The sequence below is a fragment of the uncultured Sphingomonas sp. genome, from assembly GCF_964021865.1.
In the GTDB taxonomy this organism is placed as follows: domain Bacteria; phylum Pseudomonadota; class Alphaproteobacteria; order Sphingomonadales; family Sphingomonadaceae; genus Sphingomonas.
The window spans coordinates 116,332-141,787 of the sequence record NZ_CAXIAM010000001.1 but is presented as its reverse complement, the minus strand read 5'-3'; the positions used below and the strand labels follow the sequence as shown (position 1 = coordinate 141,787).

Below are 25,456 nucleotides of genomic sequence, written 5' to 3'. Positions count from 1 at the left end.
GTCAGAGCTTCTGAATTCCCGCCTGCGCGGGAATGACGAAGGGAGTCCGCGCGACAAGCGCCTCCCTCACCCCATCGTCAGCACGATCTTACCCACATGGCTGCCCTCTTCCATCCGCCGATGCGCGTCCGCCGCCTGCGCGAAGGGGAAGCTGCGGTCCATCACCGGCTTCAGCTTGCCCGCCGCCGCGAACGGCCACACGGTCCGCGCGATCTCCTCGGTCACTAGTGCCTTGAACCCCGCATCGCGCGCGCGCAGCGTCGAGCCGGTCAGCGTCAGCCGCCGTTTCATGATCTCGAACAACGGCACCGTCGCCGACGCCCCGCGCTGCACCGCGATCGAAACGTGGCGGCCATCCTCGGCGAGACATTGCAGGTTGCGCGGCACGTAGTCGCCCCCGACCATGTCGAGCACCGCCGCGCAGCCACGCCCGCCGGTAATCTCCTTCACCCGCGCGACGAAATCCTCCGCCTTATAGTCGATCGCATGATCCGCCCCGAGCCGCAGCGCCGCGGCCTGCTTCTCCGGCGAGCCGACCGTCACGATCACCTCGAGCCCGAACAGGTTGCCCAGCGTGATCGCCATCGTCCCGATCCCGCTCGTCCCGCCATGCACCAGCACCGTATCGCCCTCGACCGCGAACGCGCGCTCGAACAGGTTCGTCCAGACGGTGAACAGCGTCTCCGGCAATGCCGCCGCCTCTTCCAACGTCAGCGCGTCGGGCACCGCCAGGCATTGCGCGGCCGGCGCCATCGCATATTCCGCATAGCCACCGCCCGCGATCAACGCACAGACGCGCTGCCCCAGCATATCGGGATCGACGCCCTCGCCCAACGCGACCACCTCGCCCGCGATCTCCAAGCCCAGCGTCGAGGGCGCGCCGGGCGGCGGCGGGTACAGCCCCTGCCGCTGCATCACGTCGGGCCGGTTCACCCCCGCGGCCGCGACGCGCACCAGTACCTCGCCATCGCCGGGTACCGGCACGGGGCGGTGCTGCGGCACCAGCACCTCGGGGCCGCCCGCCTCGGCAGGATCGATCGCGCGCATCGTATCGGGGACGTCGGTCATCGTGTCGGGAAGCCCTGTCTTGCGGTCAGGGGCCATATTGACTCCGTGTTCCCCAGCGTCAACGATGCTGCCCGTGGACCTGGACGACATCCTGGGCGCGCGCCCCGACGAACCGCTGACCGCGCTGCTGCGTGAGGATCTCGATCGCTTGTCGGTCGCCGAGCTTGAGGCGCGGGTGGCGGCGCTGGAGGGTGAGATCGTCCGGACGCGCAAAAAGATCGAAGGCGCCGTTAACCATCGCGCAAGTGCCGACGCGATATTCAGAAAATAAGGCCGGCACCTTACCGCGGGTGACAGGGTTATGTGTGCAGGGTCGAGAGGGTGATGGCGGGGGACGCTTGATGCGGAGCCCCATCGTCACGACATTCGTGGCAAGGGGTCGCGTGGCTTCACGCGGCCTGCAAGGAGTAACCTGATGCCGTCATTTGCCAGCGCTCTCGAGACCACGCTGCACAAGGCACTCGAGGCCGCGTCGTCGCGCCGCCACGAATATGCGACGCTTGAACATCTTTTGCTCGCGTTGATCGACGACGAACATGCGGGACAGGTGATGTCCGCGTGCGGCGTCGACCTGAGCGAGTTGAAGACCACCGTCGCGCACTATCTGGATACCGAACTGGGTGCGCTCAAGGTCGATGCCGCGACCGATCCGTCCCCCACCAGCGGGTTCCAGCGCGTCGTGCAGCGCGCAATCCTGCACGTCCAGTCGTCGGGCCGCGACGAGGTGACCGGCGCCAACGTGCTGGTCGCGCTCTTCTCCGAACGCGAGAGCTATGCCGTGTATTTCCTCCAGCAGCAGGACATGAGCCGGCTGGATGCGGTGAGCTTCATCAGCCACGGCGTCGGCAAGGGCGCGGCGACCCCGGAGGCGACAAGCGCCAAGGGCGCGCCCGAGGAAGAAAAGAAGGAAAAGGCCGAGACGCCGGGCAAGAAGGGCGAGAGCGCGCTCAAGCAATTCACCGTCGACCTCAACGAGAAGGCTAAGATCGGCAAGGTCGATCCGCTGATCGGTCGTTCGGCCGAGGTCGATCGTACCGTGCAGATCCTGTGCCGTCGCTCGAAGAACAACCCGCTCTACGTCGGCGATCCCGGCGTGGGCAAGACCGCGATCGCCGAGGGTCTGGCGCGCAAGATCGTCGAGGGCGACGTGCCCGAGGTGCTCAAGCCGGCGGTGATCTACTCGCTCGACATGGGCGCGCTGCTCGCGGGTACGCGCTATCGTGGCGATTTCGAGGAGCGGCTGAAGGCGGTCGTCAACGAGCTGGAAAAGCTGCCCGACGCGGTGCTCTTCATCGACGAGATCCACACCGTGATCGGCGCTGGCGCGACCAGCGGCGGCGCGATGGACGCGTCGAACCTGCTCAAGCCGGCGTTGTCGGGTGGTACGATCCGCTGCATCGGCTCGACCACCTACAAGGAGTTCCGCAACCACTTCGAGAAGGACCGCGCGCTGCTGCGGCGCTTCCAGAAGATCGATGTCAACGAACCGACGATCGAGGATACGATCAAGATCCTCGCCGGCCTGCGCTCGGCATTCGAGGAGCATCACTCGGTCAAATACACGCCCGAGGCGATCAAGTCGGCGGTCGAGTTGTCGGCGCGCTACATCAACGACCGCAAGCTGCCCGACAAGGCGATCGACGTGATCGACGAGGTCGGCGCGATGCAGATGCTGGTCGCCCCGAACAAGCGCAAGAAGACGATCACCGCCAAGGAGATCGAGGCCGTGATCGCGACGATGGCGCGCATCCCGCCGAAGAGCGTGTCGAGCGACGACAAGAAGCAGCTCGAGACACTCGAAACCGATCTGAAGCGCGTCGTCTTTGGGCAGAATGCGGCGATCGAAAAGCTGTCGTCGGCGATCAAGCTGGCGCGCGCAGGCCTGCGCGAGCCCGAGAAGCCGATCGGCAACTATCTGTTCACCGGCCCGACCGGCGTTGGCAAGACCGAGGTCGCCAAGCAATTGTCGACGATCCTCGGCATCCCGCTCCAGCGGTTCGACATGAGCGAATATATGGAGCGGCATTCGGTCAGCCGGCTGATCGGTGCGCCGCCGGGCTATGTCGGCTTCGATCAGGGCGGGCTGCTGACCGATGCGGTCGACCAGAACCCGCACTGCGTGCTGCTGCTCGACGAGATCGAGAAGGCGCACCCGGACCTGTTCAACATCCTGTTGCAGGTGATGGACAACGGTCGCCTGACCGACCAGCACGGCAAGACCGTCGATTTCCGCAACGTCATCCTCATCATGACGACCAACGCGGGCGCGGCCGATATGGCGCGCGAGACGGTCGGCTTCGGGTCGCTCACCCGTGAAGGCGAGGACGAGCAGGCGGTGCAGAAGATGTTCACGCCGGAGTTCCGCAATCGCCTCGATGCGATCGTGCCGTTCGGCTATCTGCCGACCGAGGTGGTCGCACGCGTCGTCGACAAGTTCATCCTCCAGCTCGAGCTGCAGCTCGCCGACCGCGACGTGCATATCAAGCTGAGCGATGAATCGAAGAAGTGGCTGACCGAAAAGGGCTATGACAAGCTCTATGGCGCGCGTCCGATGGGCCGTCTGATCCAGGAGAAGATCAAGCAGCCGCTCGCCGAGGAACTGCTGTTCGGCAAGCTCGTCCACGGTGGCGAGGTCACGGTGAACCTGAAGGACAATGCGCTGGTCTTCGCGATCGAGCCCGCCGCGCCCAAGAAGTCGGGCAAGAAGGGCAAGGCAGCGCCCGCCGCCGCCGACTGATCCGTTAACGGGCCGGGGACCATGCCTCCGGCCCGTTAACCATCCCACACCGGTCGCACACCGCAGATCATCTGCCCGACTCCAAGCATTTCCGCCGCTTGCGCGCCGCAGCAAGAGACCGCGACACACCTCCGATGTTTACGTTCCCGGGGGTCGCGTTAACCTTCTGTTTGCTATTCCCGTTTAGCGTCGATGCATGACCGGGGGGATCATCCGTCGGGTCGTGGCGGTCTGCGCCGTGATCCTCATGTCGCTGGCGGTCGCGCCGGCGGCTTCCGCGCGCACCGACATGCTCCTGCGCACCTGCTTCCGCACCGCTGCGGATGGTGACCGGCCCGAGCGGCTGTTCGGCACGGGTGCCGGCTTCGATTGCCAGCGGTCGCAACGCGACGCGCCGCCGGGCGATTACTGGGTCAGGTCGGAGCGCCTGCCCGTCGTCGAACCCGGCGTCGCGGTGCGATCGGGCAGTCTGTGGCAGGACCGCGTCACCCTCTACGTCCGCTATGCCGACGGCACGATCCGCGCCGTCGGCTTCACCAGCGCGACCGCCTGGCGCTATCTCGAACTGGGCGCCGCGTTCGAGCTTCCGCTCCCCGCCGCCGCGGCGCGCCCGATCCAGTTGCTGTGGCACGTGCAGGGGGCCGCCAACATGCGTGGGCTGGTGCTCCAGCCGCAATTGCTCTCGCCCGATCTCTCGCAGCGCTACGCGTTGGAACTGACCGCCTTCTACGCGGGATTTGTCGGGCTCGCGGGTGCGCTGCTGATCTTCAACGTCGCGCTGGCCGCCGCGCTTCGCCAGCGCTTCCATCTGCCCTATTGCGCGATGGTGCTGTTCCTGATCGGCTATGCCGCGAGCAGTTCGGGGTTGCTCGGGCAGGTGACCGGGCTCGACAACAACCTGCGGCTGCGGCTCAACGTGCTGCTGCTCGCCGCCACGTTATGCAGCGCCCTACTCTTTGCGCAACGCTTCTTCGCGCCGCAGGTGACGCGCGGCTGGCTGCGTCCCGCGATGGACGTGACCATGGGGGCCGTTCTCGCTTCATCGCTGGCCTATGTCGTCTTCATGCCGGTCCAGGGGCGCATGCTCGATCGCGCGCTGACCCTGACCTTCCTGGCGACGTTGCTGCTCACGCTTCCGCTGCTGTGGCGCGGCTGGCACGCGCGCGATCGCTATGCGCGCGCCTTCGCTATCGCCTGGGCGCTACCGCTGCTCACCGCCACTGCGCGCGTGCTGCAGGCGCTTGGGCTCGTACCGTGGAACTTCTGGATCGACAATTCGACGCTGATCGCGATGGTGCTGGAGGCGTGCTGCAGCGCGCTGGCGATCGCGTGGCGAATCAAGCAATTGGGCGAGGAACGCGACCAGGCGCGCGAGCAGGAGATGCTGGCGCGGTTGCTGGCGGACAGCGATCCGCTGACCGGGCTGATGAACCGGCGCAGCTTCCTGCGCGAAGCGATCGGGCGCGCCGACCGCCACGTGCTGGTGCTGGTCGACATCGACCATTTCAAGCGCATCAACGAGACGCTCGGCCACGACGGCGGCGATCAGGTGCTGCGGGTGTTCGCCGATGCGCTGCGGCGCGCGGCGCCTCCCGGTGCGCTGATCGCACGGATCGGCGGCGAGGAATTTGCGGTGCTCGCCCCCGCCACCGCAACCGCGATGCCCGAGACGATCCTGACGCGGATTCGCGCCGCGGCGATGCCGTTCGATCTGGCGGTCACCGCGTCGCTGGGCAGCGAATGCGGCACGATCGTCGACGAGGCCGAGTGGAAGCGCCTCTATCGCCGCGCCGACGATGCCTTGTTCGCTGCCAAGCGCGCCGGCCGCGACCGGCTTAGGTGGGCCGAGGCAGCATAAGGGAAAGCAACGAGAAATCCATCGTAGCGGCCGTCCACCGCTGTTGCTCCCCCGTCGCGCATGCTATGATCTGCGCGGTTTTGAGAGGGACGCCATCATGCCACCATCATCCGATTATCGCCGCCGTCGTGCCGCCGTCATCGCGCTGGGCGCGCTGATGCTGGTCACCGCCGGCCACCGCACCCCGATGATTGGCACGCTGTCGATCTCGATCGACCACCGGAGCGCGCAGATCGACGCCGATTGGGCGCCGCCGGTCGCCCTGGCGATCGCCGGTATCGGGCAGGCCGCGACCGCGATCGGGACGCTGTTCCAGCGCTGACCGCTTGCGCGCCGCGGTTTGTTGCTTACAACCATGTCAATGACTGGAGAGCATGCCTGGCGCACCGCCTATCGCCATCCCGTGGCCTGGGATTCCGATTACCCGCCGCTGTCGATGCCGGCGCTGTTCGACGCTTCGGCGGCCCGCCATGCCCAGCGTCCGGCCATCGACTTCCTCGGCCGTCACTATAGCTATGCCGAGCTGGCCGACGGGGTCCGCCGCGTCGCGACCGGGCTCGCGGCGCTCGGTTATGGCAAGGGCGACCGCGTCGGGCTGTTCCTGCCCAACGTTCCCCATTACCTCGCCGCCTATCACGGCGCGCTGCGGCTCGGCGCGACGGTGGTCAATTTCTCGCCGCTCTATTCGGTCGACGAACTGTGCCACCAGGTCGAGGACTCGGGGACGCGCGTGCTGTTCACCGTCTCCGCCAGTGCGCTGCTGCCGACCGCGCTGAAGGTGCTGGAAAAAAGCGGGCTCGAACGGCTGGTGGTCGGATCGGTCGCCGGCGCGCTGCCCCCCGCCAAGTCGATCGCCTATCGGCTCTTCAAGCGCGCCGAAACCACGCAGCGCCCGGACGATCCCCGCGTCACCGCCTTCTCCACACTGATCGCCAATGACGGCGGCTTGTTGCCGCCCGCGATCGATCCGGAGCACGACGTGGCGCTGATCCAGTACACCGGCGGCACCACCGGCGTGCCGAAGGGCGCGATGCTCACCCATGCCAATGTCAGCGCCAATGCGCGGCAGGTCGCGCAGCTCGATCCGCATCCGGAGGCGACCGACCGCATCCTCGGCGTGCTGCCGTTGTTCCACGTCTTCGCCAACACCTGCGTGATGAACCGCACCATCGTGACCGGCGGTGAGATGGTGTTGCTGCCGCGCTTCGACGCCGCACAGGCGCTGGCGACAATCACCCGCACCAAGCCGACCTCGCTTCCCGGTGTTCCGACGATGTATCAGGCGTTGCTCGATCATCCTAAACTCGGTCAGACCGACTTCGCGTCGCTGCGCGTCTGCATCTCGGGGGGCGCGCCGCTCAACGCCGAGCTTAAGGCAAAGTGGGAAGCCGCGACGCATTCGACGTTGATCGAAGGCTATGGCCTGTCGGAAAGCACCGGCGTGCTGACCACCAACCCCTATGAGGGCGGGCAGAAGGCCGGGACGATCGGGCAGCCCTTGCCCGCCACCCGGCTGCGGCTGGTCGACAAGGAAGATGCGTCGCGCCCGGCACCGGACGGTCAACCCGGCGAGATCGTCGCGCTCGGGCCGCAGATCATGGCCGGCTACTGGAATCGACCCGATGCCGACGAGACGACCTTCGCGCTCGATGCCGAAGGGCGCAAGTGGCTGCGCACCGGAGATGTCGGGACGATCGACGACGACGGCTTCATCGCAATCGTCGACCGGCTGAAGGACATGATCTCGGTCGGCGGGTTCAAGGTCTTTCCCAGCCAGATCGAGGCGATCCTCTATCATCACCCGGCGGTGCGCGAGGCGTTGGTGATTGGGCTGCCCGACCCATATCGCGGCGAGGTGCCGCGCGCCTATGTGACGCTCAACGAGGGGCTGGAGGCGGAAGGCGCGACGCTGGCCGCGTGGCTCAACCCACAACTCGGCAAGCACGAGCGCGTCGATCGCGTGGTGGTGCGCGCGACCATGCCGAAGACGATGATCGGCAAGCTGAGCCGCAAGGACCTGATCGCCGAGATCAAGGCCGAGATGGAGCACCCGCCGATCACTCCGGCGTGACGTCAATCGTCATTGCGAGCGCAGCGACGCAATCCAGTGTTCCGCGCGCCGCCCTGGATTGCTTCGCTGCGCTCGCAATGACGAAAGGGAGGAGCACCGCCCCTCCCCCATTCATCACCCCCCGACGACCACCGTCACCGCACGACGGTTCTGCGCCCAGCTCTGCTCGTCCGAACCCAGCGCGACCGGGCGTTCCTTGCCGTGGCTGATGGTGGTGACCCGCGACGGCGCGATCCCGCGCGCGGCGAGGTAGTTCTTTGCGGCGTTGGCGCGACGATCGCCGAGCGCAAGATTGTATTCGCGCGTGCCACGCTCGTCGGCATGGCCTTCGATCGTGATCGTCACGTTGTTGTAGCGCTGCAACCACTCGGCCTGCGAGTCGAGGATGCCGCGCGCGGTCGCGTCGATGTCATATTGGTCGAGCCCGAACAGCACGGTGTCGCCCTGCGTCGAGCGCTTGAAATCGGCCGCCGAACCGGGCGTGACGCCGCCGTTGGGATCGACCGGACCGGTCGGTGTCCCCTGCGTCGGCGCGACGCCCGGCGCGGGCGGCAGCACCTCGGGGCGCTTCTTGGAACAGGCGGCGGTGGCGACGAGTGCGGTCGCCATCAGCAGCGTGGTGGTCAGACGGGCCATCGGGTGTCTCCTCTATGGTCGTTCGTGAAACTTACGGGCGTAACGGGCCCCAGGCGGGGTCCGATCCGTCGAGCGGGGTGGGCACGCGGCGTTCGTTGACCCCGGTCAGGTCGACCGACCACAGGTCGGCCTTGCCGGCGTTGCCGCGCCCTTGCCGGAAGAACATCAGCACACGCCCGTTGGGGCTCCAAGAGGGACCTTCGTCCTGCCAGCTGTTGGTGAGCAATTTTTCGCCCTGCCCGCCCGGGCTCATCACGCCGATCCGGAACGCGCCCTGGATCTTGGTGAAGGCGATCAGGTCACCGCGCGGGCTCCACACCGGGGTGGCGTAACGCCCGCCGCCGAAGCTGATCCGCTGTTGGCTCGAACCGTCGGCATTCATGACGTAGAGTTGCTGCCCGCCCGACCGATCGCTCTCGAAGACGATCTTCGACCCGTCGGGCGAATAGCTGCCGCCGGTATCGATCCCCGGCGAGGTCGTCAGCCGCTGCGGCGTGCCGCCCGACGCCGCGACGCGGTAGAGATCGGTATTGCCGGCCTGCGCCATCGAGAACAGGATATAGCGACCATCCGGCGAGAAGCGCGGCGCGAAGGTGGTCGCGACATTCTGCACCACCAGCCGCTGCCGTCCCGAGCCGAGATCGTAGACGTAGATCGCCGGGGTCTTGCCGACATAGCTCATATAGACGATCGACTGCTGGTTCGGCGCGAAGCGCGGGGTCAGCACGATTGACGAGCCCGTGGTCAGGAAACGGCTGTTCGCGCCGTCCTGGTCCATGATCGCCAGCCGCTTGATGCGGTTCGCCTTCGGCCCGGTCTCGCTGACATAGACGACGCGGCTGTCGAAATAGGCGCCCTCGCCGGTCAGCCGGGTGTAGACCATGTCGGCGCATTTGTGGCCTGCGCGCCGCCAGTCGGACGGCGGCACCACGAAGCCCTGGCGGGTGAGCTGCGTCTGCGCAGACACGTCATAAAGGTAGCAGCCGACCGTCAGCGTCCCGTCGCCGTTGGCGCGGATATAGCCCTGCACCAGCGCCTGCGCGCCCGAGCCCGCCCAATAATCGAACGCCGGCGCGGTCACTTCCGGGAAGGCGATCGCGCGCATCCGCCCGGGCGCGAGCGGGGTGAACAGCCCGGAATTGCGCAGATCGTTGCTGACGATCTCCGCCAGTTGCCGCCCGAGCTGATCGGTCGAGCCGGCGGCGGTCTGCACCACCGCCTGCGTCGGCATCGGCGGGATCGCGATCGGCATCGGCGCGGAAATGCCGCCGGTCACGTCGACCTCCAGCGGCGGCGGGGTCTGCCCGGCCGGCGCGGCGGCGGGGTCGGCGGGCGTCGCCGGTGGCGGCACCAGCTGCGCCAGCGCAGGGGTGGAGACGAGCGTAGCGAGGAGGAGCAGCCGGAGTCGCATCACCGCAGTTTCCAATTATAGTTGATGTTGCTCCACCCCCCATTGGCGGTGGCATAATATTCGGCGGGCAGTTTTAACGGCGAACAGCCCTTGAACGCCGCAATCCCCAGATCGACGACGCGCCGCGCATAGCGGCGGTTGTCGTCGTCGACACCGTTCTGGCGCACCACGGTCGGCGTCGCCGACAGCGTGCCGTCGCGGTTGAGCCGCAGGTTGAGCGTCGTGACGATCTGGTTCGCGCCGGGGCCCGGATCGACCTGCCGGTCGGCGCAGGGCTGGATCTGCCGCGCGATCGCCTGCTGGATCGCCGCCAGCGCCTTGCCGTCGACGCGCGCGGCTGAGGGCGGCGCGTCATTGGGCTTGGCGTCGCTCTTCTCGGCGGTCAGCCCCTTCAGGAAATCGCTGCCCAGCCGGCTGCCGCGCGGCTTCTCGCCCTTGGCAGTCTCGGTCTTGCCCTTGCCCTTCGACGCGGCGGGCGCGGCCGAGGACTTGCTCGACGCCGCGGCGCTCTCCTGCTTCTTCGGTGCGGGTTTCGCCGCGGCCTTCTCCGCCGCAGGGGGCGCGGGCCTGGGTTTCGGCTGCGGTTTGGGGACCGGCTTGGGCGCGGGTGCGGGCTTGGGCGCAGGTTTCGGTGGCGCGGGCTTGGGCGGCGCGGGCTTCGCGACCGGCCTGGGCTCGGGCCGCGGCGCGGGCTCGGGGACCGGCGCAGGCACCGGCTGCGGTGGGGCCTCGGCGGGCGGCGGCGCTTCCTCGGGCTCGCCGACGTCTGGGGCGACCGCCTGCGACGGCGCCTCGGTCTGCGCAGGCGCGGCCGCTTCCAGCGCGACGTCCTTGACCAGGCTGACCTCGACCGGATTCTGCTTCAGCTTGACCGGATTGGGGGTGGCGAGAAACCCGACCGACAGCACGCCGAACAGCAGGACGTGTCCCGCGACGGCCAGCCCCAGCCCGATCTTCTCACCGCGCTCCACCTTATTCCTCGCCGACCGTCACCAGTGCGACGCGGTTCAGGCCGGCGCGGTTCAGCTCGCCCATCACGCGCATCACGCGCCCGTAATCCAGCCCGCGATCGGCGCGCAGGAACACCTGCGGGGGTTCGTTGCCCTTCGCGGTTTCAGCGATCGTGGCGAGCCGCGCCGGCAGCGCATCGGCGGCGACCTCTTCCTTGGCGATGAAGATCCGCCCCTGTTCGTCGAGCGAGATTTCGGTCGGCTGCTGTTCCTGATCCAGCGGCTTGGCGCGGCTGTCGGGCAGGTTCACCGGCACGCCCTGCGTCAAGAGCGGCGCGGTCACCATGAAGATGATGAGCAGCACCAGCATCACGTCGACCAGCGGCGTGACGTTGATCTCCGCCATCGGTGCGCGCCGGCCCTTCCCCCGCGCAGAAGGCAGCTGCATCGCCATCAGCGTTCGCCGTCGAGCTGCCGCGACAGCGTGGCGTGGAAGCCGTCGGCGAAGCGGTTCAGCCGCGCCTCGATGCGGTTAATCGAATGGCTGAAGCGATTGTACGCGATCACCGCCGGGATCGCCGCGAACAGCCCGATCGCGGTCGCGAACAGCGCCTCGGCGATGCCAGGGGCGACGACCGACAGGCTGGTGTTCTGCTGGCTGGCGATCGCGGTGAAGCTGCGCATGATCCCCCACACGGTGCCGAACAGCCCGACGAACGGCGCGACCGAGCCGACCGTCGCCAGCACGTTGAGCCGGTCCGAAAGCTGGTCGATCTCGCGCGCCACCGCCGATCCCATCACGGTCGCGAGCCGCTCGCGCGTGCCCTCGCGGTCGATCTTCTGCCCCTGCGTCGAGCGGCGCCATTCGGTGACGCCCGCGTTCAGCACCCGCGCGGAGGGTAGATCGGTGTGGGTCTGCGACTTGTAGAAGGCGTCGATATCCTCGGCCTTCCAGAAATCGCGCTCGAAGGCCTCGGTGCGCTGGCGCGTGCGGCCCAGCTTCAGCCAGAAGCCGATGATGATCGCCCAGGTCCAGATGCTGGCGAGCAGCAGCCCCAGCATCACCGCCTTGACGACCCAATCGGCCTGCAGGAACAGCGCGATCGGCGACAGCGTGGCCGCGTCGGTCTGCAAAATCGGATTCACGGTGTCTCTTCCCCCAATGACGCGAGGCGCCGGAACGTATCGACCCAGGCGGCGGGCTGGCGACGCGGACGCCCGTCGGGGCCGACCAGCGCCGCGGTCACCGTGGCGTCCGCCAGCATTTCCGCGCCGCGCCTGACTGTCTGATGAATGACGACGCTGGCGGCGCGGATCAGCGTGACGTGGCTTTCGATCAGCAGCGCATCGTCGAGCCGTGCCGGCGCGCGATATTTGATCGCCAGATCGGTGATCGCATAGGCGCCGCCGCCGCTTTCGAAGGTCGCGCGCTGGTCGATCCCGCCGACGCGCAGCATGTCCGACCGCGCGCGCTCCAGATAGCGCAGGTAATTGGCGTGATAGACCACGCCCGACAGGTCGGTATCCTCGAAATAGACGCGCAGCGCGAAGAGGTGGCTGTTCCCCTCGAAACGTCCCTGCGCGGGTTGATCCACCGCCGTCATGGCAGGGCTGTTAACCGATGGGGCCGGCGCGGGGAAGCCGTAATGGCCCGCGGCTGATGTGGGTCGAGGGTTTCGCCTCCTCCCCCGTCATTCCCGCGAAGGCGGGAATCCAGACGCGCAGGTTTTCGCAAGGGCCGCCGCGCCAGAGGCTCTGGATTCCCACCTTCGCGGGAATGACGGAGTTAGTTGAGAAGCGCCGCCATCTCCACCTCCGCCCGCTCCCATTCCAGCCCGCTCTCCGCCAGCCACGCCGGATCGTGATACGTACAGCCATAGCGATCGCCACCATCGCACAGCAGCGTCACGATGCTCCCGCGCGCGCCCGCCGCCGCCATCTCGCGGATCAGCTGCGCGCACGCCCACAGGTTGGTCCCGGTCGATCCGCCGACGCGCCGCCCGAGCACCTGCCCCAGCGCGCGCATCGCGCCGATGCTGTCGCCATCGTCAACCGCGATCATCCGGTCGATCACGCCGGGCACGAAGCTCGGCTCGACGCGCGGCCGCCCGATCCCCTCGATCCGCGACGCGCAGCCCTCGGGCAGCGCGACCGCGCGGCGATCGGCATAATGACGATGGAAGATCGAATGGACCGGATCGGCGACGCACAGCCGCGTCGCATGGCGGCGATAGCGGATGAAGCGCCCGATCGTCGCCGAGGTGCCCCCCGTGCCCGCCCCGCACACGATCCACGCCGGAACCGGATGTTCCTCCTCGGCCATCTGCGCAAAGATGCTTTCGGCGATATTGTTGTTGCCGCGCCAGTCGGTCGCGCGCTCGGCATAGGTGAACTGGTCGAGATAATGCCCGCCGGTCTCACGCGCGAGCCGCTGCGCGATGTCATAGACGCTGCGCGGATCGTCGACCGCATGGATCTCGCCGCCGTGGAAGCGGATCGCATCCAGCTTGGGCGCGGCGGTCGCCGCCGGCACGACCGCGATGAAGCGCAGCCCGAGCATCTTCGCGAAATACGCCTCGCTGACCGCGGTCGACCCCGACGACGCCTCGATCACGCAGGTGTCCGGCCCGATCCATTCGTTGCACAGCGCATAGAGGAACAGCGAGCGCGCCAGCCGGTGCTTGAGGCTGCCGGTAGGGTGGCTGCTCTCATCCTTCAGATAGAGCTGGATGCCGTCGTGATGCGGCAGATCGACCTGGATCAGATGCGTGTCGGCGCTGCGGTTGTAATCCGCCTCGATCCGCCGGATCGCCTCCGCCAGCCAGTCGCGCGTCATTCGGCGGCGACGAAGCTGTTGATCGCGCGATCCTTGCGCACCTTCGTCCCGTCGAAGATCGTGCCGTTCATCGCGATCCACACGCCGGGTGCGGCGACCTGCGCGGTGGCGAACGCCATGCCGAGGTTGAACGTCGCGTCGCTCTCCGCGAACCGCGCCGGGGCGAGCGCGCCGACCAGCACGATCGTCTTGTCGGTCCTGCCCGCCAGCACCTTCGCGGTGTCGGTCATCGTATCGGTGCCGTGCGTGATGACGATCCGCTTCTCCGGCGCCTCGGCGACCGCGTCGGCGATCAATGCCCGATCGTCGTCGGTCAGTTCGAGACTGTCCTTGCGCAGCAGCTCCTGTACGCGGAACGGCAGCGCGACGCGCGCGGTCTTGAGCAACCGGTCGACCACGCTGTCGCCGATCTGATATTCGCTGAGCGCGTCGAAATAGAGTTTGTCGATCGTCCCGCCGGTGGTGAGGATCAGCACGCTCATCGCGCGTCCTCCAGCAGGCCGTGGCGGACCAGCATCGCCACCGGATCGGCGTCGCGCCCGCGGAACGCGCGGAAGCTCTCCGCCGCCGGGCGCGTCGCGCCGCGCGACAACACTTCCTCGCGCAGCGCGGTGCCGGTCGCGCGATCGACCAGCCCGTTCTCCGCGAACTTGCCGAAGCCATCGGCGGCGAGCACCTCCGCCCACAGATAGCTGTAATAGCCGGCGGCATAGCCGCCCGCGAAGATATGGCTGAAGGCGTGCGGGAAGCGATGCCATTCCGGCGGGCGCAGCACCGACACCTCGTCGCGCACCGCCTCGATCACCTCCATCGGGTCGCTGCCGATCGTGCCGAGGTGGAGCAGCAGATCGAACAGCGCGAATTCGAGCTGGCGGACGATGAACATCCCCGACTGGAAGCGCCGCGCCGCGACCATCCGGTCGAACAATTCGGGCGGCAGCGGCGCGCCGCTTTCGTAATGGCCCGACATCGCGGTCAGCACCGCGCGATCCCAGGCGAAATCCTCCATCAACTGGCTGGGCAGCTCGACCGCATCCCATTCGAACCCACTCGTCCCCGCGATCGACGGCCGGTCGACGCGCGTGAACAGATGGTGGAGGCAATGCCCGGTTTCGTGGAGCAACGTCACGACATCGCTGTGGCTCAGCAGCGACGGCTGCCCCTCGCCCTTTGGCGCGAAATTGCACACCAGATAGGCGACCGGCACGCGGACGGTGTTGCCGTCGCGCAGCCGCGGCCGCGCCTGCGCCATCCACGCGCCGCCGCGTTTGCCGGGGCGCGCATGGAGGTCGAGATACAGGCCGGCGAACACCGCGCCGCTGTCGTCCGCGACGTCGTAATAATGCGCATCAGGGTGATAGAGCGGCACGTCGTCGCGGCGGGTGAGCCGCAGCCCGAACAATTGCGTCAGCAACGTCTGCCAGCCGGCGGTGACGCGCTCGACCGGGAAATAGCCGCGCACCTCCTGCTCGTCGACCGCATAGCGCGCCTGCCGCAGCCGGTTGGCGGCGAACCCCGCATCCCAGGGCTGGAGATCGGCGATCCCCAGTTCCTCCGCCGCGAACGCGCGCAGCGCATCGAGGTCGCGCTGCGCCGCCGGCTTGGCGCGCTGGCCGAGATCGCGCAGGAAGGCGAGCACTTCGCCCGCGTTCGGCGCCATCTTGGTTTCCAGCGACAGTGCGACCGGATCGGGGAAGCCGAGCAGCGCCGCCGCCTCGCGCCGAAGTTCGAGGATGCGCGCGATCCGCGCGCCGTTGTCGAATGCGCCCGCGTTCGGCCCCTGATCCGACGCGCGCGTGCCATAGGCGCGGTACACGTCGGCGCGCAGTTCGCGATCCTCGGCGAAGGTCAGTACCGCATTGACGCTCGGCTGCTGGAGCGTGACCAGCCAGCCGTCCAGCCCCTTGGCCTGCGCGGCGGCGGCGAACATCGCCTTGTCGGGCGCGGAAATGCCCGCCAGCCGTGCCTCGTCGGTGACGTGGCAGGTCCAGGCGTCGGTCGCGTCGAGCACCGCGCTGCCGAATTCGGTCGACAGTGCCGACAGCTCGACCGACACCGCCGCGAACCGCTCACGCTCCGCCGCGTCGAGCGCGACGCCCGCCAGCCGGAAGTCGCGGATCGCATGTTCCACCGCGACGCGATCGGCCTGCGGCAGATCGGCGAAGGCCGGCGACGCCGCCAGCACGGTCAGCACCTCATACAGGTCGCGGTTCTGCGCTACCGCCATGAAATGCTGGACCAGTTTCTCCTGCCCCGCGGCATGCGCGGCGCGCAGCGCGGGCGTGTCCGCCACCCCGCGCAGATGCGACACCGCCGACCACAGGGCATCGACCCCCGCCTCGGCGCGTTCGAGCGGCAGCCATGCGGTGTCGAACGTCGTCGGGCGGTCCCGCGTGACGATCGCCACCGCCTCGGCATGGCGCGCGATCGCGGCGTCGAGCGCCGGAGCGATCGCCTCCGGGGTCAGCGCGGCGAAATCGGGGAGGACGAGCGGGTCGAGCAACGTATCGGTCATGCGCGCCGATGTAGCGATGCACGAGGGCGAGGGAAACCACCCCGCCTGCTCCACCCACCGTCGCCCCTGCCTCCGCAGGGGCGACGAGGAGGATCAATCCTCGCTGATCAAACTGTTCCGCCCGGTGTCGCGCATCCGCAGATACACCAGCAGCGAAAGCCCGATCATCACCGTGACATACCAGTAAAAGCCCTGTTCCCAGCCATGGCTCTTGAAGCTGAGCGCGACATATTCGGCGGTCCCGCCGAACAGCGTGTTCGCCAGTGCATACGGCAATGCGACGCCCAGCGCGCGGATATGCGCGGGGAACAGCTCCGCCTTCACCACCGCGTTGATCGACGTATAGCCAGTGACGATAATCAGCGAGGCCATCACCAGCAGCCCGGCAGTCACCGGGTTACGCGTCGCCTCCAGCGCCGAGAAGATCGGATAGGTGAACAGCACCCCCGCGACTCCGAACGCGACCATCAGCGGCTTGCGCCCGATCTTGTCCGACAGTCCGCCCGCCACCGGCTGGAGCAGCATGAAGACGAACAAGGTGACGGCGTTGATCTGCGTCGCGACTTCCTTGGAGAAGCCCGAGGTGTTGACCAGGAATTTCTGCATGTAGATCGAATAAGCGTAGAAGGCGAGCGTGCCCCCCGCGGTCAGCAGCATCACCAAAGCGGTTTCGCGCGGATGGTTCTTCAGCAGCGCGCCGAACCCGGACTTGGGCGCCTCCTTGGCATGCGCGTTCTTGAAGCTCTGCGTCTCGGCCAGCCCGCGCCGCAGGTAGAAGACGACCACCGCAAGGAATGCGCCGACCACGAACGGAATGCGCCAGCCCCATGCCTCCAGCGCGGGCTTGTCCATCACCGCCTGCAGGATCAGCAACACCATGATCGCCAGCAATTGGCCCGAGATCAGCGTGACATATTGGAACGCCGAGAAGAACCCGCGCCGGTCCTTGCCCGCCATTTCAGACAGATACGTCGCGCTCGCACCATATTCGCCGCCGACCGACAGCCCCTGCATCAACCGCGCGAGCACCAGCAGCGCCGGCGCGGCGAGCCCGATCGTCTCGAACCCCGGCGTGCATGCGATGATCAGCGATCCCGCGCACATCAGCGTCACCGACAGCGTCAGACCGGCCTTGCGCCCCTTGCGATCGGCATAGATCCCCATGATCCACGCGCCGATCGGGCGCATGACGAAGCCGACCGCGAACACCGCCGCCGCGCTGAGCAATTGCGCGGTCCGATCCTCGGAAGGAAAGAAGTGCGGCGCGAAATAGAGCGTGAACGCCGAATAGACGTACCAATCGAACCATTCGACCAGATTGCCGGTCGATCCTCCGATAATGGATTTCAGTCGATTGTCGGTGCCCGGCGTTCCCGCCATCGCGTCTCTCCTTGTTATGTCAGAACCGGAAACTGACCCAGCCGGCCAGGAAATCCGAGTTCTTGAAGCCGGCGTTCGCCAGCGCATCCTTGACCATCATATGCTCATAGCGTCCGGTCAACGAGATGCGCGGGGTCAGCGCCCACACCACCTGCATCCGGATCAGGTCGGCGATATGCTTGCCCGCGACGTTCTGCGTATTGGCGAACGCCGCGCCCGAGGCGCGATACACCGCCTCGTTCTCGTTCGGGCGATAGGCCATCGTATATTCGCCCGTGACGCGCAGGTTCTTGACCGGCTGCACCGTGACGTTGGGCGAAATCGCCAGCAGGTTGGTCGGGGTCAGGAACAGCTGGTAGCTGTAATAGATGTTGTTGCCGTACAACCCGCTCGACGTGCGCAGGTCGCCCTGCCCGCTCGCCCCGCCGCCGCCGCTCGCGTAATCGATGTGCACGCCGATGCGCGGCGCGGTGGCCGCCTTGGCGACGCGCCACGTCTGCGCGATGAACGCCTGCCACGCGCTGATCTTGCGGTCGTTGAAGTCGCCGCCCTGATAATTGACCGTCCAGTCGATCGTCGCGCGATCGACGTCACCGTACAGGTGCAGGCCGTAGAACATCCGCTCCTCGCGCGCGGTCTGCCGGCCCCAGACGGCCGCGCGGTTGCGCAGCCGCCACACGAACGGATCGAAGAACAGCTTCGACGTGCCGAGGAAGTCGCCCGGCACCGCATAGCCGAAGGTCACGCCGCTGAAGCGTCGCGACGGGTCGGTCCGGTCGTCGCCCAGCCCCTCGCTACCATAATTGACGTAGCGCAGGTCGAACACGTCGGCACGCACGCGCTTGCCGCGCACATAGCCGCGCACGCCGTCGAGCACGAAGTGCAGCGTCGGGTCGTCGCGGACCGAGGTCAGCAGGTTCGGCCCGTCCGAGAACTCCTGTCGCCCGCCGCGCACGCCGACCTCGGCACCGCCGATCCGGCCCATGATCTCGCCGAACCCCTGTTGCAGCGTCAGCTTGTTGGTGATGTTCGCCGCCGGGGTGCCGATATTGACGCCGCTGACCCCCGCGTGCGCCAGCTCGCCGTAGAAACGCACATGCTCGCCCAGATGCAGGTCGGCGCCGACATACACGCGCGTGCGGTCCTGCCGCTGCGCCTCACGGTCGCGCAGGTCGGGGTTGGTGGTCTCCTGCACGCGGAAGCGGAACTCGCCCGACAGGGTCAGATAGACGTCGCCTTGGGGCGTCAGCGGCAGGAACTTGAGCCGGTCGAGCGGATCGTCGCGCTTGGCCGGATCGCGCATCGAACGCCAGTCCTCGGCCCAGCGCGAGACGTTGTACTTGCCCGAAACGGTGCCCTCACCGTTCCCGATCGCCGGATAGCCGACCACCGACGGCGTCGCGGGCGCTTCCTTCGTCCCGGTGACCTGCGGCGATGCGGCGGGATCGGCGAGTGCAGGCGTGGCGAGCAGCAGCGTGCGAACGGCGACGCCACGCGCCACCTTCGCCTCTGCGCGATTGAAATTGCTGTACATTCGGTCCTCTCTCGCCGTGTTCCTCGGCTTGCGCACAGCATGCCGTGCACAGGCGCGATCGCAAAAACCAGCGAGGCCGTATGCTAAAAACATGAAAACACTCGTAACTTTTTGGAAAGGTTAAGATGGATCAAGCGACCGCGGGCGAAATCCCGCGTGACTTCACGCATGACGTTGCAATATCCTGCACGCATGTCGCGCTTGCGTGTTCCCCTTCGGCTGACGGTGCCGCTGGCGGTGATCGCGGCGGCGATGCTCTTCTATCTCGCCGTCGCCCCCTGGACCGCCGGGCGCGCGCGCGACGAAGCCCGCGCCACCGCGCTCGGCACCGCCCGCCAACAGGCACGGCTGCTCGACAGCGAACTGAACAAATACCGGCTCCTGCCGATCGTTCTTAGCGAATACAGCGACTTGCGCGACGCACTGTCGGGCGGCACCAGCGCCGACGCGGCGCGCCGGCTCGATCGCAAGCTCGCCCCGCTGGCGGAGCGCACCGGCGCTGCGGTCATCTACGCGATCGACGCCCGCGGCATGACCGTTGCCGCCTCGAACGCCACGCGCGCCGACAGCTTCGTCGGGCACGACTATCGCTTCCGCCCCTATTTCAGGCTGGCGATGCGTGACGGCAGTGCCGAATATTTCGCGCTCGGCAACGTCAGCGGACGGCCCGGATTGTTCCTCAGCCGCCGCATCGACGGGCCGCGCGGTCCGACCGGGGTGGTCGTGGTGAAGGTGGAGTTCGACGCAGTGACGCGCGCGTGGAGCAACGATCCCGGCACGACGCTGCTGGTCGACGGGCGCGGCATCGTGCTCGCCACCACCGACCCGCGCGAGGCGCTGCGCACGCTACGCCCGCTCTCCCCCGCGACGCGCGCGGCGGTGCGGGCCAGCGGGCAGTTCGGTACGGCGCCGCTGCCGCTCACGCACGTCCGCCCCGGCACCGATCCGACGCAACTGACGATCGCTACCCCCCTCGCTGTCCCCGGCTGGCAATTGGTGCGCGTCGTGCCGATCGCGCGCGCGCTGCGCGAGGCGGCGGGGCTCGCGCGGCTCGCGACCGCCACGTTCGCGCTGGTGCTGTTGCTGCTCGCCGCCTTGCTCGCATGGCGGACGACGCGGCTGGCGCGCGCCGCGACGGTACGCGCGCAATTGCAGGCGGCGGTGACCGAGCGCACCGCCGAGCTGAGCGCCGAGATGGAGCGGCGCGCCGATGCCGACCAGCGCTTCCGCGCCGCGCGCGAGGAACTGGCGCAGGCCAATCGACTCGCCTCGCTGGGCTCGATCACCGCCGGGCTGGCGCACGAGATCAACCAGCCGGTCGCGACGATCCGCACGCTGGCCGAGAACGCGCAGCACCATCTCGCCGCGGGGCGGAACGATCGTGTCGCCGCGACGCTGGAGAGCGCGGTGGCGCTGACGGCGCGGATCGGCTCGATCACGCAGGAAATGCGCCGCTTCGCGCGGCGCGGCAGCGGGCGGATCGAGACCATCGCGCTCGACGAGGTGCTCGACGGCACCTTGCTGTTGGTCGGCGACCGGTTGCGCGCCGCGAATGTGGCGGTCGATTGGCCGGTGCGTGGGCAGCCGGCGGTGATCGCCGGGCGGGTGCGGCTGGAGCAGGTGCTCGTCAACCTGCTCAACAATGCGGTCGATGCGGTGGCAAGGCGCGACGATCCGCGCATCGCCCTGTTGGTGGAGGAGCGGGAGACATGCGTGAACCTGATTGTGGCCGATAACGGCGGCGGGATCGACCCGGCGCTGGGCGAGGACGTGTTCAGCCCATTCGTCACCGGCAAGCCCGATGGCCTCGGCCTCGGGCTCGGCATCGCGCGTGACATCATGACGCAGTTCGACGGCGCCTTGCGGATCGTGTCCTCGCCGCTCGGCGGCGCGGCGTTCATGGCATCGGTGAAGCGCGCATGAGCGACTCCTCCTCCACCGGCGCGATGCGCGTGGTGCTGATCGACGATGACGACGGGCTGCGCACCGCGCTCGCGGACAGTTTCGCGATCGCCGGGATCGACGTGGAGCCGTTCGCTGATGCGCGCGCCGCCCTGACGCAGCTCGGCGCTGACTTTCCCGGCGTCGTCGTCAGCGACATACGGATGTCGCGCATGGATGGCCATGCGCTCGCCGAGGCGGTCGCCGCGCGCGACCCCGAACTGCCGGTGATCCTCATGACCGGCCACGGCGATATCGCCACCGCGGTCGCGGCGCTCAAAAAGGGCGCGTGGGACTTCATCGCCAAGCCGTTCGCCGCCGATCATCTGATCGCCAGCGTGCGCCGTGCCCTCGACGTGCGGCGGCTGGTGCTCGAAAACCGCCGGCTGCGCGTCGCCGCCGCCGAGGCCGAGACGCATTATCCGCTGATCGGCGAGACGCCGGTGATGGTGCGCCTTCGCGAGACGATCCGGCAACTGGCCGACGTCGATGTCGATGTGCTGATCGAGGGCGAGACGGGTACCGGCAAGGAATTGGTCGCGCTGCTGCTCCACCGCTGGAGCCATCGTCGCACCCGGCAGTTCGTCGCGGTCGATTGCGCGGCACTGCCCGATGCGATCGCCGACGAGGCGCTGTTCGGCAACCGCACGCAGGCAGGTCGGATCGCCGACGCCGATCGCGGGACGCTGTTCCTCGACGAGATCGACAGCATGTCTCCGGCGTTGCAGGGCAAGTTGCTCCGCGTCGTCGAGGAGCGCGAATTGCCGCAGCCGGGCGCCGCGCCGCGCGTCGTCAACCTGCGCGTCGTCGCCGCTGCCAAGACCGACCTGTCGACCGCCGCCGCCGAGGGCCGCTTCCGCGCCGATCTGCTCTATCGGCTGGAAACGGTGCGGTTGCGCATCCCGCCGTTGCGTGAGCGTCGCGCCGACGTGCCGCTGCTGTTCGCATATTTTCTCGGCGAAGCCGCCGAGCGCTTCGGGCGCGAGCGGCCGATGATCGACGCCGCAGTCGAGGCGCGGCTGGTCAGCGACGATTGGGCGGGCAATGTCCGCGAGCTGCGCAACTTCGCCGCGCGCGTCGTGCTCGGCGTCGATGGCGGCGCGACCCAGCCCGCCGAACAGCTCCCCTTGTCGGAGCGCGTCGACCGCTTCGAGGCGGCGGCGATCCGCGCCACGCTGGAGCGGGTGCGCGGCGATGTCGGCGCGGCCGCGGCGGAGTTGCAGTTGCCCCGCCGCAGCCTGTACGACCGGATGCAGCGCCACGGCATTGAGCCCGCCGCCTTCCGCCCGACCGCCCGCCAGCCCGAGTGATGCGTATGTTGTTCCGTTTCCTGGCCGTTCTGCTGGCGCTCGTCGCGCTGCCAGCCGCTGCCGCGCCGAGCTTGCTCGAGGTCGACCAGCGGCTCGCGGCGATCGCGTGGCGGTTGACGACCGCTAACGCGCCCTTGTGTCGCGAGCAGCAACCGGTGATCGGCGCGACACTCCACGCCGCCGACCAATATCCTCCCGAGTTGCGCAGCGCCTTCGCCGCGCCGGTCGCGGTCGAACTGGTCGTGCCCGGTGCGCCCGCCGCACAGGCCGGCGTGCTCGCCAACGACGGCGTCACCGCGATCGACGCGCAGCCGCTGCCGCCCGTGACGACGGGCGACGCAATGACCAGCGCGACCCGCGACGCGGCACAGGCGCGGATCGCGGCGCTGCCGGTCGCCGCGCCGATCGCGCTGACACTGCGGCGCGACGGTGCGGCGCGCGAGTTGACGGTCCAGCCGCGCCCCGGCTGCCGCGTCGAGTTCGAGGTACTGACCGGCGCCAAGCTCGGCGCTTCGTCGGACGGGCATGTCGTGCAGGTCGGCGGTGCGTTGTTCGAGCGCTTCGGCGATGACCAGATCGCGGTCGTCGTCGCGCACGAACTCGCCCATGCGATCTTGCGCCACCGTGCGCGGCTGGAGGCGGCAGGGGTCAAATGGGGGCTGCTCTCCGAATTCGGCCGCAACGCGCGGCTGTTCCGCCAGACCGAGACCGAAGCCGATCTGCTCGGCGCGTACCTGTTGCGCAACGCCGGATGGGACCCGCAGCTCGCGGTGCGCTTCTGGCGCGACTATGGCAGCAAGATCGACGGCGGCATGTTCCACAGCCGCACGCACCCGTCGGCGAAAGATCGCGCCGCGGCGATCGAGCGGGAACTGGCGACGATGCCGAAGGATGCGCCACTGCCCTACCAGCCGCCGCTGTTGGCGCGACGCGACGAGGGCCTGGACTAACCGGGCCCCGTCCTTGCGACGCGAACCCTCACGCCGCCGCGCGCAGCTCCAGCCGGTCCCAGATCTCGACCAACGCGTCCACCAGCTCGCGCATCATCGTCTCGTCATGCGCCGGCCCCGGCGTAAAACGCAGCCGCTCGGTGCCGCGCGGCACGGTCGGATAATTGATCGGCTGCACGTACACGCCATATTCGGCGAGCAGGATGTCGCTGATCTTCTTGGCCTTTACCGGATCGCCGACCATCACCGGCACGATATGCGTCTCGCCCGCCATCACCGGCAACCCGGCGTCGCGCAGCATCGCCTTCAGCGTCGCTGCCGCCGCCTGCTGCCCGTCGCGCTCGACGCTCGACTGCTTCAGGTGCCGCACGCTCGCCAGCACGCCCGCCACCAGCACCGGCGACAGCGAGGTCGTGAAGATGAACCCGGGCGCATAGGAGCGGATCACGTCGACGATCGTGCGATCGGCCGCGATATAGCCGCCCATTACCCCGAACGCCTTGCCCAGCGTCCCCTCGATGATCGTCAGCCGATCCGCGACCCCGTCGCGCTCCGAAATCCCGCCGCCGCGCGCGCCGTACATCCCGACCGCATGGACCTCGTCCAGATAGGTCAGCGCATTATACTTGTCGGCCAAGTCGCAGATCGCCGCAATCGGTGCGACGTCGCCCTCCATCGAATAGACGCTCTCGAACGCGATCAGCTTCGGCATCGCTGGATCGTCGGCGGAAAGCAATTCCTCGAGATGCGCGAGATCGTTGTGCCGAAACACGCGCTTCTCGCACCCCGAGTTGCGGATCCCCGCGATCATCGAGGCGTGGTTCATCTCGTCCGAATAGATGATGCAGCCCGGCAGCACCTTGGCGAGCGTCGACAGCGTCGCCTCGTTCGACACATAGCCCGAGGTGAACAGCAACGCCGCCTGCTTGCCGTGCAGATCGGCCAGCTCGCCTTCGAGGTCGATGTGGTAATGCGTATTGCCGCCGATGTTGCGCGTGCCGCCCGAGCCCGCGCCGACGTCGTGCAGCGCCTCCTCCATCGCCGCGATCACCTTGGGGTGCTGCCCCATCGCGAGATAGTCGTTCGAGCACCAGACCGTGATCGGCTTCGGCCCGTTATGCCCCGCAAAGCACCGCGCATTGGGGAACATGCCCTTGTTGCGGAGGATGTCGATGAACACGCGATATCGGCCTTCGGCATGAAGCCGGTCGATCGCCTGGGTGAACACGCGCGAATAATCGACGCCGCGCGCTTCGATGCTCTCCGTCTTCATGGTGCCCGCGATTACTCCCTCCGACCGGCAATGGCCAGCGCAGAACCGCACTCTCACTAATCGAAAAGGGTGGACAAATTGCCCCACCCCCATGCTCCAGCGTCTACAGCGCCTCGACCCGTGCGAAGCCGAGCGCCGACGCCAGCCGCCGCTCGGTCTCGCCAAGCCGCGTGAACACCAGCACATCCTCCGCCTGTGCCGGCCCCGCCTGCGCCGGCCCCACCTGTGCCGGCCCCACCTGTACCGGCCACGCCTGCCCCTCGGTCAGATGCACGATCCGCCGCGCGATCCCCGGCCCGCCATCGACGAACCGCACCCCCGCCGGCGCGACCGCCGCCATATCCGCCTCCAGCAGCGGGAAGTGGGTGCAGGCGTTGACGATCACGTCGATCCCGCCGCCGCCCGGCTGCGCGAACAGCCCGTCCAGCTCGCGCGTCAGCGCGGCCGGATCGGGCGCGCAACCCGCCAGCTTCGCCTCCGCGATCTCGACCAGCGCGGCCGAGCCGTAGCGCAACACCGTGCAGTCGCTCGCGAACCGCGCCGCCAGATCGTCGACATACGGCTGGCGCACCGTCGCCGCGGTGCCAAGCACCCCGATCACCCGCGACCGGCTCATCGCCGCCGCCGGCTTGATCGCGGGCACGGTGCCGACCACCCCGACGTCGAGCGCGGCACGCACCGCCGCCAGCGCGATCGTCGAGGCGGTGTTGCACGCGATCACCACCAGGCGCGGTCGATAACGCTCGACCAGCCGTCCCAGCAGCGCCGGCACGCGCGCCGCAATCTCCGCCTCGCTCCGCGTGCCGTACGGGAAACCCGCCGAATCGGCGGCGTAGACGATCGGTGCGTTCGGCAGCAGCACACGCGTCGGCGCAACCACCGACAAGCCGCCGACACCGGAATCGAAGAACAGGATCGGCGCTGTGTCAATCACACCGTCACCTAGTCCGGATCGATTAGTCAGGGCAACGCTGCCGGTGGCGTAC

22 protein-coding genes are annotated in these 25,456 nt (G+C 68.2%); 8 read left to right on the top strand and 14 right to left on the bottom strand.

What is annotated here, in order from left to right:
- Nucleotides 1-66: 66 nt before the first annotated feature.
- Nucleotides 67-1,068 carry an NAD(P)H-quinone oxidoreductase gene (locus AADI75_RS00655; RefSeq protein WP_341207159.1) on the bottom strand — a complete coding sequence of 334 codons (1,002 nt, stop codon included), beginning with the start codon at nucleotides 1,066-1,068 and terminating at the stop codon, nucleotides 67-69.
- A 73-nt stretch (nucleotides 1,069-1,141) separates the two neighbouring features.
- Between AADI75_RS00655 and AADI75_RS00650 the strand changes: the two genes are divergently transcribed.
- The 5 genes from AADI75_RS00650 to AADI75_RS00630 all read left to right on the top strand — a co-directional run bounded on the left by AADI75_RS00650 (nucleotide 1,142) and on the right by AADI75_RS00630 (nucleotide 7,734).
- Nucleotides 1,142-1,339 carry a DUF1192 domain-containing protein gene (locus AADI75_RS00650; RefSeq protein WP_341207134.1) on the top strand — a complete coding sequence of 66 codons (198 nt, stop codon included), beginning with the start codon at nucleotides 1,142-1,144 and terminating at the stop codon, nucleotides 1,337-1,339.
- A gap of 144 nt (nucleotides 1,340-1,483) precedes the next feature.
- Entirely contained in the window at nucleotides 1,484-3,805 is a 2,322-nt protein-coding gene (clpA, locus tag AADI75_RS00645) for an ATP-dependent Clp protease ATP-binding subunit ClpA (RefSeq protein ID WP_341207133.1), read from the top strand.
- Between the two features lie 196 nt (nucleotides 3,806-4,001).
- A complete protein-coding gene (locus AADI75_RS00640; RefSeq protein WP_341207132.1) occupies nucleotides 4,002-5,663 on the top strand; it encodes a diguanylate cyclase in 1,662 nt (553 codons plus the stop codon).
- A gap of 97 nt (nucleotides 5,664-5,760) precedes the next feature.
- Nucleotides 5,761-5,985, top strand: a complete 225-nt coding sequence (locus AADI75_RS00635; protein ID WP_341207131.1) for a hypothetical protein — start codon at nucleotides 5,761-5,763, stop codon at nucleotides 5,983-5,985.
- Nucleotides 5,986-6,024: 39 nt separating this feature from the next.
- Nucleotides 6,025-7,734, top strand: a complete 1,710-nt coding sequence (locus AADI75_RS00630) for a long-chain fatty acid--CoA ligase (RefSeq protein ID WP_341207130.1) — start codon at nucleotides 6,025-6,027, stop codon at nucleotides 7,732-7,734.
- 114 nt (nucleotides 7,735-7,848) lie between these two features.
- On the opposite strand, the gene pal is transcribed toward AADI75_RS00630, so the two are convergent.
- From pal to AADI75_RS00575, 11 genes are all read right to left on the bottom strand, one after another.
- Nucleotides 7,849-8,370, bottom strand: coding sequence for a peptidoglycan-associated lipoprotein Pal (gene pal, locus AADI75_RS00625; protein ID WP_341207129.1), 522 nt, complete (start codon nucleotides 8,368-8,370; stop codon nucleotides 7,849-7,851).
- Nucleotides 8,371-8,401: 31 nt separating this feature from the next.
- Complete coding sequence (gene tolB / locus AADI75_RS00620) at nucleotides 8,402-9,781, bottom strand: Tol-Pal system beta propeller repeat protein TolB (RefSeq protein WP_341207158.1); 1,380 nt, start codon at nucleotides 9,779-9,781, stop codon at nucleotides 8,402-8,404.
- Nucleotides 9,781-10,752, bottom strand: coding sequence for a cell envelope biogenesis protein TolA (locus tag AADI75_RS00615; protein ID WP_341207128.1), 972 nt, complete (start codon nucleotides 10,750-10,752; stop codon nucleotides 9,781-9,783). The genes tolB and AADI75_RS00615 overlap by 1 nt, the downstream gene beginning before the upstream one ends.
- A gap of 1 nt (nucleotide 10,753) precedes the next feature.
- The gene (tolR, locus tag AADI75_RS00610; RefSeq protein ID WP_341207127.1) at nucleotides 10,754-11,185 is read right to left on the bottom strand and encodes a protein TolR; all 432 of its coding nucleotides are present in this window, start codon (nucleotides 11,183-11,185) and stop codon (nucleotides 10,754-10,756) included.
- On the bottom strand, nucleotides 11,185-11,877 hold the full coding sequence (gene tolQ, locus AADI75_RS00605) for a protein TolQ (protein ID WP_341207126.1): 693 nt from the start codon (nucleotides 11,875-11,877) through the stop codon (nucleotides 11,185-11,187). Before tolQ ends, tolR begins: the two co-directional genes overlap by 1 nt.
- Nucleotides 11,874-12,335, bottom strand: coding sequence for a YbgC/FadM family acyl-CoA thioesterase (locus AADI75_RS00600; RefSeq protein WP_341207125.1), 462 nt, complete (start codon nucleotides 12,333-12,335; stop codon nucleotides 11,874-11,876). Before AADI75_RS00600 ends, tolQ begins: the two co-directional genes overlap by 4 nt.
- A 182-nt stretch (nucleotides 12,336-12,517) precedes the next feature.
- Complete coding sequence (locus AADI75_RS00595; protein ID WP_341207124.1) at nucleotides 12,518-13,567, bottom strand: PLP-dependent cysteine synthase family protein; 1,050 nt, start codon at nucleotides 13,565-13,567, stop codon at nucleotides 12,518-12,520.
- Complete coding sequence (locus AADI75_RS00590; RefSeq protein WP_341207123.1) at nucleotides 13,564-14,049, bottom strand: asparaginase domain-containing protein; 486 nt, start codon at nucleotides 14,047-14,049, stop codon at nucleotides 13,564-13,566. Before AADI75_RS00590 ends, AADI75_RS00595 begins: the two co-directional genes overlap by 4 nt.
- Complete coding sequence (locus AADI75_RS00585; protein ID WP_341207122.1) at nucleotides 14,046-16,082, bottom strand: M3 family metallopeptidase; 2,037 nt, start codon at nucleotides 16,080-16,082, stop codon at nucleotides 14,046-14,048. The genes AADI75_RS00590 and AADI75_RS00585 overlap by 4 nt, the downstream gene beginning before the upstream one ends.
- Nucleotides 16,083-16,175: 93 nt before the next feature.
- Nucleotides 16,176-17,462 carry an MFS transporter gene (locus AADI75_RS00580; protein ID WP_341207121.1) on the bottom strand — a complete coding sequence of 429 codons (1,287 nt, stop codon included), beginning with the start codon at nucleotides 17,460-17,462 and terminating at the stop codon, nucleotides 16,176-16,178.
- 19 nt (nucleotides 17,463-17,481) lie between these two features.
- On the bottom strand, nucleotides 17,482-18,996 hold the full coding sequence (locus AADI75_RS00575) for an alginate export family protein (protein WP_341207120.1): 1,515 nt from the start codon (nucleotides 18,994-18,996) through the stop codon (nucleotides 17,482-17,484).
- A gap of 192 nt (nucleotides 18,997-19,188) precedes the next feature.
- On the opposite strand from AADI75_RS00575, the gene AADI75_RS00570 reads away from it, so the two are divergent.
- Genes AADI75_RS00570 through AADI75_RS00560 form a run of 3 tightly spaced genes read left to right on the top strand, consistent with a single transcriptional unit; the run spans nucleotide 19,189 to nucleotide 23,197 of the window.
- On the top strand, nucleotides 19,189-20,919 hold the full coding sequence (locus AADI75_RS00570) for a cache domain-containing protein (RefSeq protein WP_341207119.1): 1,731 nt from the start codon (nucleotides 19,189-19,191) through the stop codon (nucleotides 20,917-20,919).
- Complete coding sequence (locus tag AADI75_RS00565) at nucleotides 20,916-22,247, top strand: sigma-54 dependent transcriptional regulator (protein WP_341207118.1); 1,332 nt, start codon at nucleotides 20,916-20,918, stop codon at nucleotides 22,245-22,247. The genes AADI75_RS00570 and AADI75_RS00565 overlap by 4 nt, the downstream gene beginning before the upstream one ends.
- A gap of 5 nt (nucleotides 22,248-22,252) precedes the next feature.
- Nucleotides 22,253-23,197, top strand: a complete 945-nt coding sequence (locus tag AADI75_RS00560; RefSeq protein WP_341207117.1) for a M48 family metallopeptidase — start codon at nucleotides 22,253-22,255, stop codon at nucleotides 23,195-23,197.
- A gap of 28 nt (nucleotides 23,198-23,225) precedes the next feature.
- Here the strand turns inward: AADI75_RS00560 and hemA are convergent, their stop codons facing one another.
- On the bottom strand, nucleotides 23,226-24,470 hold the full coding sequence (gene hemA, locus AADI75_RS00555; protein ID WP_341207116.1) for a 5-aminolevulinate synthase: 1,245 nt from the start codon (nucleotides 24,468-24,470) through the stop codon (nucleotides 23,226-23,228).
- Nucleotides 24,471-24,573: 103 nt separating this feature from the next.
- Nucleotides 24,574-25,404 (bottom strand): glutamate racemase, encoded by an 831-nt coding sequence (gene murI, locus AADI75_RS00550; protein ID WP_341207115.1) that lies wholly within the window; start codon nucleotides 25,402-25,404, stop codon nucleotides 24,574-24,576.
- Nucleotides 25,405-25,456: the final 52 nt, after the last annotated feature.

Excerpts from the sequence above, each read along its gene's own strand:
- AADI75_RS00630 (WP_341207130.1), top strand. The coding sequence starts at position 6,025 with ATGACTGGAGAGCATGCCTGGCGCACCGCCTATCGCCATCCCGTGGCC.
- AADI75_RS00640 (WP_341207132.1), top strand. The coding sequence starts at position 4,002 with ATGACCGGGGGGATCATCCGTCGGGTCGTGGCGGTCTGCGCCGTGATC.
- AADI75_RS00570 (WP_341207119.1), top strand. The coding sequence starts at position 19,189 with ATGTCGCGCTTGCGTGTTCCCCTTCGGCTGACGGTGCCGCTGGCGGTG.
- clpA (WP_341207133.1), top strand. The coding sequence starts at position 1,484 with ATGCCGTCATTTGCCAGCGCTCTCGAGACCACGCTGCACAAGGCACTC.
- AADI75_RS00580 (WP_341207121.1), bottom strand. The coding sequence starts at position 17,462 with ATGGCGGGAACGCCGGGCACCGACAATCGACTGAAATCCATTATCGGA.
- AADI75_RS00635 (WP_341207131.1), top strand. The coding sequence starts at position 5,761 with ATGCCACCATCATCCGATTATCGCCGCCGTCGTGCCGCCGTCATCGCG.
- AADI75_RS00590 (WP_341207123.1), bottom strand. The coding sequence starts at position 14,049 with ATGAGCGTGCTGATCCTCACCACCGGCGGGACGATCGACAAACTCTAT.
- tolB (WP_341207158.1), bottom strand. The coding sequence starts at position 9,781 with ATGCGACTCCGGCTGCTCCTCCTCGCTACGCTCGTCTCCACCCCTGCG.
- AADI75_RS00655 (WP_341207159.1), bottom strand. The coding sequence starts at position 1,068 with ATGACCGACGTCCCCGATACGATGCGCGCGATCGATCCTGCCGAGGCG.
- pal (WP_341207129.1), bottom strand. The coding sequence starts at position 8,370 with ATGGCCCGTCTGACCACCACGCTGCTGATGGCGACCGCACTCGTCGCC.
- hemA (WP_341207116.1), bottom strand. The coding sequence starts at position 24,470 with ATGAAGACGGAGAGCATCGAAGCGCGCGGCGTCGATTATTCGCGCGTG.
- AADI75_RS00585 (WP_341207122.1), bottom strand. The coding sequence starts at position 16,082 with ATGACCGATACGTTGCTCGACCCGCTCGTCCTCCCCGATTTCGCCGCG.
- AADI75_RS00560 (WP_341207117.1), top strand. The coding sequence starts at position 22,253 with ATGTTGTTCCGTTTCCTGGCCGTTCTGCTGGCGCTCGTCGCGCTGCCA.
- AADI75_RS00565 (WP_341207118.1), top strand. The coding sequence starts at position 20,916 with ATGAGCGACTCCTCCTCCACCGGCGCGATGCGCGTGGTGCTGATCGAC.
- AADI75_RS00595 (WP_341207124.1), bottom strand. The coding sequence starts at position 13,567 with ATGACGCGCGACTGGCTGGCGGAGGCGATCCGGCGGATCGAGGCGGAT.
- tolR (WP_341207127.1), bottom strand. The coding sequence starts at position 11,185 with ATGGCGATGCAGCTGCCTTCTGCGCGGGGGAAGGGCCGGCGCGCACCG.
- AADI75_RS00600 (WP_341207125.1), bottom strand. The coding sequence starts at position 12,335 with ATGACGGCGGTGGATCAACCCGCGCAGGGACGTTTCGAGGGGAACAGC.
- AADI75_RS00575 (WP_341207120.1), bottom strand. The coding sequence starts at position 18,996 with ATGTACAGCAATTTCAATCGCGCAGAGGCGAAGGTGGCGCGTGGCGTC.